This window comes from Mesorhizobium sp. M1E.F.Ca.ET.063.01.1.1, from assembly GCF_003998155.1.
Lineage (GTDB): Bacteria > Pseudomonadota > Alphaproteobacteria > Rhizobiales > Rhizobiaceae > Mesorhizobium.
The window spans coordinates 1-6967 of sequence record NZ_RZSC01000291.1; the positions used below are offsets into that span (position 1 = coordinate 1).

At 63.5% G+C, this 6967-nt stretch carries 8 protein-coding genes; 5 read left to right on the forward strand and 3 right to left on the reverse strand.

What is annotated here, in order from left to right; genetic code table 11:
• The 3 genes from EOA29_RS20045 to xth form a co-directional block, all read left to right on the forward strand.
• On the forward strand, nucleotides 1-1656 hold a 1656-nt coding region (locus EOA29_RS20045; protein ID WP_145969718.1), incomplete at its 5' end, for a DNA translocase FtsK.
• 126 nt (nucleotides 1657-1782) lie between these two features.
• Nucleotides 1783-2451, forward strand: a complete 669-nt coding sequence (locus tag EOA29_RS20050) for an outer membrane lipoprotein carrier protein LolA (RefSeq protein ID WP_126091226.1) — start codon at nucleotides 1783-1785, stop codon at nucleotides 2449-2451.
• Between the two features lie 242 nt (nucleotides 2452-2693).
• A complete protein-coding gene (gene xth, locus EOA29_RS20055; RefSeq protein ID WP_126091227.1) occupies nucleotides 2694-3500 on the forward strand; it encodes an exodeoxyribonuclease III in 807 nt (268 codons plus the stop codon).
• 30 nt (nucleotides 3501-3530) lie between these two features.
• Here the strand turns inward: xth and EOA29_RS20060 are convergent, their stop codons facing one another.
• Both EOA29_RS20060 and EOA29_RS20065 read right to left on the reverse strand, forming a co-directional pair.
• Nucleotides 3531-3986, reverse strand: coding sequence for a cyclic nucleotide-binding domain-containing protein (locus EOA29_RS20060; protein ID WP_126091228.1), 456 nt, complete (start codon nucleotides 3984-3986; stop codon nucleotides 3531-3533).
• 231 nt (nucleotides 3987-4217) lie between these two features.
• Nucleotides 4218-4901 carry a response regulator transcription factor gene (locus EOA29_RS20065; RefSeq protein WP_040974579.1) on the reverse strand — a complete coding sequence of 228 codons (684 nt, stop codon included), beginning with the start codon at nucleotides 4899-4901 and terminating at the stop codon, nucleotides 4218-4220.
• Between the two features lie 147 nt (nucleotides 4902-5048).
• Here EOA29_RS20065 and EOA29_RS20070 point away from each other — a divergent pair, with 147 nt between their 5' ends.
• A complete protein-coding gene (locus EOA29_RS20070; RefSeq protein WP_245464844.1) occupies nucleotides 5049-5585 on the forward strand; it encodes a L,D-transpeptidase in 537 nt (178 codons plus the stop codon).
• A gap of 47 nt (nucleotides 5586-5632) precedes the next feature.
• Here EOA29_RS20070 and EOA29_RS20075 read toward each other — a convergent pair whose 3' ends face one another.
• On the reverse strand, nucleotides 5633-5887 hold the full coding sequence (locus EOA29_RS20075; RefSeq protein WP_126091230.1) for a hypothetical protein: 255 nt from the start codon (nucleotides 5885-5887) through the stop codon (nucleotides 5633-5635).
• Between the two features lie 130 nt (nucleotides 5888-6017).
• On the opposite strand from EOA29_RS20075, the gene gcvA reads away from it, so the two are divergent.
• Complete coding sequence (gcvA, locus tag EOA29_RS20080; protein ID WP_126091231.1) at nucleotides 6018-6944, forward strand: transcriptional regulator GcvA; 927 nt, start codon at nucleotides 6018-6020, stop codon at nucleotides 6942-6944.
• Nucleotides 6945-6967 lie beyond the last annotated feature (23 nt).

Genomic DNA, 6967 nt, shown 5'->3' on the forward strand with positions numbered 1-6967 from the left:
GTGCAGCGCCGCGCCAACGTGCGCAACTTCCGCTCGGACGCGGCGACCCGCGTACAGGCGCCGGCGCCCCGCCCGGCTCCGGGTGCGCGCGTCCAGCGCGAAGCGCAGACGTCATTGATCGGCTCGGATAAATTCGAGATGCCGTCGCTGCATTTCCTGTCCGAGCCGAAGAATGTCGCGCGCGACCCGAGCCTGTCGAAGGACGCGCTCGAGCAGAATGCGCGCCTGCTCGAAGGCGTGCTCGAGGATTTCGGCGTCAAGGGCGAGATCATCCATGTCCGCCCCGGCCCGGTCGTCACGCTCTACGAGCTCGAGCCCGCGCCCGGCATCAAATCCTCGCGCGTCATCGGTCTCTCCGACGACATCGCCCGCTCGATGAGCGCGATCGCCTGCCGCGTCGCCGTCGTGCCCGGCCGCAACGCGATCGGCATCGAATTGCCGAACGCCAAGCGCGAGACGGTGTATCTGCGGGAAATCATGGCAAGCCGCGACTTCGAGACGACGAAGGCCAAGCTGGCGCTGGCGCTCGGCAAGACGATCAATGGCGAGGCGGTCATCGTCGACATCGCCAAGATGCCGCACGTGCTGGTCGCCGGCACCACCGGCTCGGGCAAGTCGGTCGCCATCAACACCATGATCCTGTCGCTGCTCTACCGGCTGACGCCGCAGGAATGCCGGCTGATCATGATCGACCCGAAGATGCTCGAACTCTCGGTCTATGACGGCATCCCGCACCTTCTGACGCCGGTGGTCACCGATCCGAAGAAGGCGGTGGTGGCGCTGAAGTGGACCGTGCGCGAGATGGAGGACCGCTACCGCAAGATGTCCAAGGTCGGCGTGCGCAACATCGACGGCTTCAACGCGCGCGTCCAACAGGCCGAGAAGAAGGGCGAAAAAATCTCGCGGACGGTGCAGACCGGCTTCGACCGCCAGACCGGCGAGGCGATCTACGAGACGGAGGATCTCGATCTCGAGCCGATGCCTTATATCGTCGTCATCATCGACGAGATGGCCGACCTGATGATGGTGGCCGGCAAGGATATCGAAGGCGCGGTGCAGCGCCTGGCGCAGATGGCGCGCGCCGCCGGCATCCATGTCATAATGGCGACGCAACGTCCCTCGGTCGACGTCATCACCGGCACCATCAAGGCCAATTTCCCGACCCGCATCTCCTTCCAGGTGACGTCGAAGATCGACAGCCGCACGATCCTGGGCGAGCAGGGCGCGGAGCAACTGCTCGGCATGGGCGACATGCTCTACATGGCCGGCGGCGGCCGCATCCAGCGCGTCCACGGCCCCTTCGTCTCGGACGACGAGGTCGAGCGGATCGTCGGACATCTCAAGCTGCAGGGCGTGCCCGAATATCTCGACGCCATCACCGAGGACGATGAGGAAGACGATGAGGACGGCGCCTCGGGCAGGGGCGGCGGTGGTGGCGGCAATTTCGAGGATTCCGACGATCCCTATGACCAGGCGGTGGCGGTGGTGCTGCGCGACGGCAAGGCCTCGACCAGCTACATCCAGCGCCGGCTCGGCATCGGCTACAATCGCGCCGCCTCGATCATCGAGAAGATGGAGAAAGAAGGCATTGTCGGCCCGGCCAACCATGCCGGCAAACGCGAGATCCTGGTGCCGACTGACGAGGATAAGTTCTAGCGCGGCTTGCCGGCAACTTTGAACCTTCCGGCGCGTTCATGCGACGGAGCCGTCGCGACCCGCCAAACTTAGGCCCAACTGGGGGTCCAGAGACTGCGACGACACGAATCACAGGAAGTGACCGGCATGAAGACCCAGATAGATTTCGCTCCGACCCGCCGGCAGGTGCTCGGCCTTGGCCTTGTGCTCGCGGGCGCGGCCGCCATCAACGTCGTGCCGGGCTTCCAGCTTCTGGCCCATGCGCAGGCGGCCGTGCCGCCGGCGGCGCAAAAGATCGCCGACCACTTCTCCTCGGTCAAATCGATGAGCGGCGAGTTCGTGCAGTTCGGACCGAAGGGCGAGCAGACCGGCGGCAAGTTCTTCCTCGAACGCCCCGGCAAGATCCGCTTCAACTATGACGGATCGTCGAATTTCCGGGTGATCTCCGACGGCAAGTCGGTGGTCATCCTCAACAAGAAGCTCAACACCTCCGACCTCTATCCGCTGTCGAAGACGCCTTTGAAGCTGCTGCTCGACGACAGGATCGATCTTTCGGGCGGGCGCGTGAAGGCCGTCAAGGAAGAGGATGACCTCACCACCATTCAGCTTTCCGACAAGTCGGTGTTCGGCAACGCCCGGATCACCATGATGTTCGATCCGAAGAGCTACGAGCTGCGTCAATGGACGATCACCGACGCGCAGGGCAAGGACACGACGGTGATGATCTTCAACGTCAAGGAAGGTGTCTCCATCCCTGACGACACCTTCGCCATCGACTATACGGCGAACAGAGAGCTGAATACCAAGACGCGGTAGATTCAACTGTTGTGAAGGTTTCCCGGCGTCAGCGCAGCCCCTCACCCTTACCCTCTCCCCGTGAAGAACGGGGAGAGGGGGACGCCAGCGCCGGAGCTTATCCCTTCTCCCCGTCACTATACGGGGAGAAGGTGCCGGCAGGCGGATGAGGGGCAGCGCCGACGCCGGCGATTGTTGCCCAGCTTGTTTTTGCCGCGCGCGGCTGGCAGTAGTTCGGCGATCTTTCGCCGGACCCTGCCTGAATGCCTTTCACCGTCGCCACCTGGAACATCAACTCCGTGCGCCTGCGCATGCCGATCGTCGAGCGGCTGCTCAAGGAGCATGCGCCGGACGTGCTCTGCCTGCAGGAAACCAAGGTTCCGGACGAGCTGTTTCCCGAAAAGGCCTTTCGCAGGGCGGGCTACGAGCACATCCTTTTCCACGGCCAGAAGGGCTATCACGGCGTCGCGACCGTGGCGCGCCGGCCGATCGAGCTGGTCGAGAAGCGCCGCTTCTGCGAGATCGACGACAGCCGGCATCTGTCGGTCAAAGTGAAGGTCGGCGCCAGGTCGATCCTGCTGCATAATTTCTACGTTCCGGCCGGCGGCGACGAGCCGGATCCGGAGATCAACCGGAAGTTCCGGCACAAGCTCGATTTCGTCCATGAGATGAACGGCGTGCCGGCGAGCCAGGACGAAGTGTCCGCGTCGATCCTGGTCGGCGACCTCAACATCGCGCCGCAGGAGCATGACGTCTGGTCGCACAAGCAACTGCTCAACGTCGTCAGCCACACGCCGGTCGAGACGGAGAACTTCGAGGCGATGCGTCAGGCCGGCGGCTGGGTCGACCTGATGCGGCTCAACGTGCCCGCCGAGCAGAAGCTCTATACTTGGTGGAGCTATCGCGCCAAGGATTGGGAGGCATCGAACCGCGGCCGCCGGCTCGACCACGTCTGGTCTTCGGCCAATCTGGTGCCGAGTTTCTCCGGCTACGAGATACTCCAGGCGGCGCGCGGCTGGGAGAAGCCGTCGGACCATGTGCCGGTTATTGCGAAGTTCGATCTGGATTAGCGCAGGGCGGCGGCCTCTCTGCGCGTCGTCTTACTCCGTAAATCTCGGCGCCAGCGCCTCGATGCGGGCGATCATCTGTTGGAATTCCTCTAGGATGCGCTCGTGCAGCAGCGCCGCCAGTTCCGGATACTCCTCCAGGATGCGGTGGAACATCTTGCGGCTGAGCCGGATGACTTCCGAATCGGCCGCCGCCGAGGCGCTGGTCAGCCGGTTGGTGTCGGCGATCAGGGCGAGCTCGCTCAGCATGGCGCCTGGGCCGGCCGTGCCGATCGGGATGCGCTTGCCGCCCTGCTCGCGATAGAGCGCGATCAAGCCGCTGACCACGATATAGGCCGAGTCGGCCTCGTCATCCTCGCGGTAGAGCTTGTGGTCGGCCTGCAGGAAGGTGTTTTCCGCGCCGAAGGCGAGCAGGCGCAATTGTTCCTGTGTGAAGCCCTGAAAAAGCTTCACGCCGGACAGGATGCGGATGTCGTCATCCAGCGCCATCCTAGCTGTGTCCCCGAGCGGTCAGTCCAGTCCCTCCTTTGGAGCGTCGCGTCCTTCCGGACGCAGCGAACGCCCCAACACTTCCAATCACGCAGCGAGCCGATCCATCACCCTCCAGCACCAGGATCGTACCCGAAGCGGTCCCGCCCGACCGCTCTCTTTGCTTTGACGCAATTCCGGACGGAAAACCGTCTCACACTTTTCCTGGAATTGCTCTAGATCATGAAATGTTTAAGGAACCAGCTTGTAGCCGCCGCTTTCTGTCACAAGAATTTCGGCATTGGAAGGATCGCGCTCGATCTTCTGACGCAGCCGGTAGACATGGGTCTCCAGCGTGTGCGTGGTGACGCCGGAATTGTAGCCCCACACCTCTTCCAGGAGAACGTCGCGGGTCACCACTTTCTGGTCGGCGCGGTAGAGATATTTGATGATCGAGGCCTCCTTTTCGGTCAGCCGCACCTTGGCGCCGCGCGGATCGATCAACAGCTTCTGGCTGGGCTTGAACGTGTAGGGGCCGACCGAGAAGGTGGCGTCCTCGCTCTGCTCGTGCTGGCGCAGCTGCGCGCGGATGCGCGCCAAGAGCACGGCAAAGCGGAAGGGCTTGGTGACATAGTCGTTGGCGCCGGCCTCGAGACCCAGGATCGTGTCGGAATCGGTGTCGTGCCCGGTCAGCATGATGATCGGCGCCTTGTAGCCGCCCTTGCGCAGGATCTTCACCGCCTCGCGGCCGTCCATGTCGGGCAGGCCGACATCCATGATGAGCAGATCGACAAGGCCGCCGCGCGCCGCGGCCACGCCTTTTGCGGCGGTGGATTCCTGCTGAACGTCAAATTCTTCGTAAAGCGCCAATTGCTCGACGAGCGTGGCTCGCAGGTCGTCGTCGTCGTCAACGATCAGAATGGTGCGTGATGTCATGGATCAATCCGTTGTTTTAAAAAGAATATTCAGTTGACCTCCCCCCATTTATGCGGAAGCTCACCGGCGCAACAGCCGATCACAGTGATTTGTTCCGTGAGACAATCATACAAGAAAAAACGCGCGCGCAATGAGGCGGACGCATTTTTGCCGAAAGGCCTGCGTGTCCTGGTTGTGCGCGCGAGGCCGGGCAACCCTGCGCAAGGGTTGCTGCAAGCCGGCAAAGCGGTGTTTCCCTGCGCGCTTGGGCGCGGCGGCATTTCCGCCGGCAAGCGCGAGGGCGATGGCGCCACGCCGCTGGCCGCGATGCGGATATTGTCGGGCTATTTTCGCAACGACCAGTTTCCCGGCGGGCGCAGGACGAGGCTTTCCATGGCGCCGATCGGCCCGGATCTCGGCTGGTGCGAGGTGCCCGACGACCGCAACTACAACCGGCCGGTGAAGATCCCTTATGGCGCAAGCCACGAGCGGATGCGGCGCGGCGATCGCCTCTACGATGTGTGCCTGGTGCTCGACTGGAACATCGCGCCGCGCCGGCGCGGGCGCGGCAGCGCGATCTTCTTCCATCTGGCGCGTCCCGGCTTCACGCCGACGCAAGGCTGCGTGGCGGTTACGGCGCGCACCATGGCGAGGCTGCTGCCGCTGCTGTCGGAGCGGACGGTGGTGAAGGTGGTGAGGCAGTAGGCAGTAGGCAGTAGGTGTCTCTTTTCCTATTGCCTACTGCCTATTCCCTATCGCCGCGGCTTCTGCCAGCCCGTGTCCAGCAATCCGATCCGGCCGAGCTCACGGTCCACGGCTCTTGCCACGTCCCGGCGCTCGGCACCGATATCACGCAGCAGATCGTCGGAGAGATCCTCGATGGACTCGTTGGGAAGCCGAGCGGCGACCCGCGCCTGGCGCAGCCAATCGAGTGCGGAGTGCAGCCAAAGGGCGACGCTGGAGCGGGATTTCAGGGCGGTGTGGGACTTGAGAGCGATCTCGGTCATGGCTTTATCCGTGTTCTCCGGACATCAAATCCGGTTTGATAGTGTTTCGATGTTGCAATCATGCCGGATTGAAAAATAAACGGGAAACGAGTAGTTCTTGTTCGATCGTCAAGTTTTATTTGGAGATCGGATGGCCCGCCTGCTGCCCGGGACGCGCGCGTTGAGGACCTTCGAGGCCGCGGCCAGGCGTCTCAATTTCACCCGCGCCGCCGATGAGCTTGGCCTGACGCCGGCTGCGGTCAGCCATCAGATCAAGGAAATCGAGGAACAGCTCGACCTGGTGCTGTTCACGCGCACCAGCCGCACCATCCGGCTGACGGAGGCGGGCAACGTTCTTCATGAGGCTTCGATCGACGCGCTCGACCTGCTCAATCGGGCGGTGTCGCGGGCGCGCAAGATGACGCGGGGCACCTCGCTGCTGAAGGTGACGCTCGACGCGCAGTTCGCGACAAAGTGGCTGATGCGCCGCGTCGACAGTTTCCGCCGGCAGAAGCCGGGCATCGAGCTGCGCTTCGATATCACCTATGAAGTCAGGGACTTCGAACGGGACGATGTCGATATCGGCATCCGCTTCGGCAGCGGCAAATATCCGGGGCTTTGCGCGCACCGGCTGTTCGAGAACATCATCATCCCGGTGTGCAGCCCGGCGCTGCTCGCGTCAGGCCCGCCGCTGAAGGAGCCGCGCGACCTCTTCCACCATACGCTGGCGCATATCGAATGGTCGCGGCAGGGCGTGACATGGCCGAACTGGCGCATGTGGATGCAGGCGGCCGGCGTCGACGACTTCGACGACAGCCGCACCCTCGTTTTCGGATCGGCGACCGACGCCACGCAGGCCGCGCTCGATGGCCATGCCGTGGCGCTGGCCGACTTCGCGATGGTGGCCAACGATCTTTCGCAGGGGCGGCTGATCCGGCCCTTCGAACTCGGCATCAAGGTCGCGCCGGAATTCGCCTATTTCCTGGTTTACCCCGAAGTCATGAAGGACGACGCACGGATCGTCGCCTTTCGCGAATGGCTTCTCGACGAGGTGGCGAAAGACGGAGAGGCGGGGTAGCGATACCCCGGACCGCCGCGCGG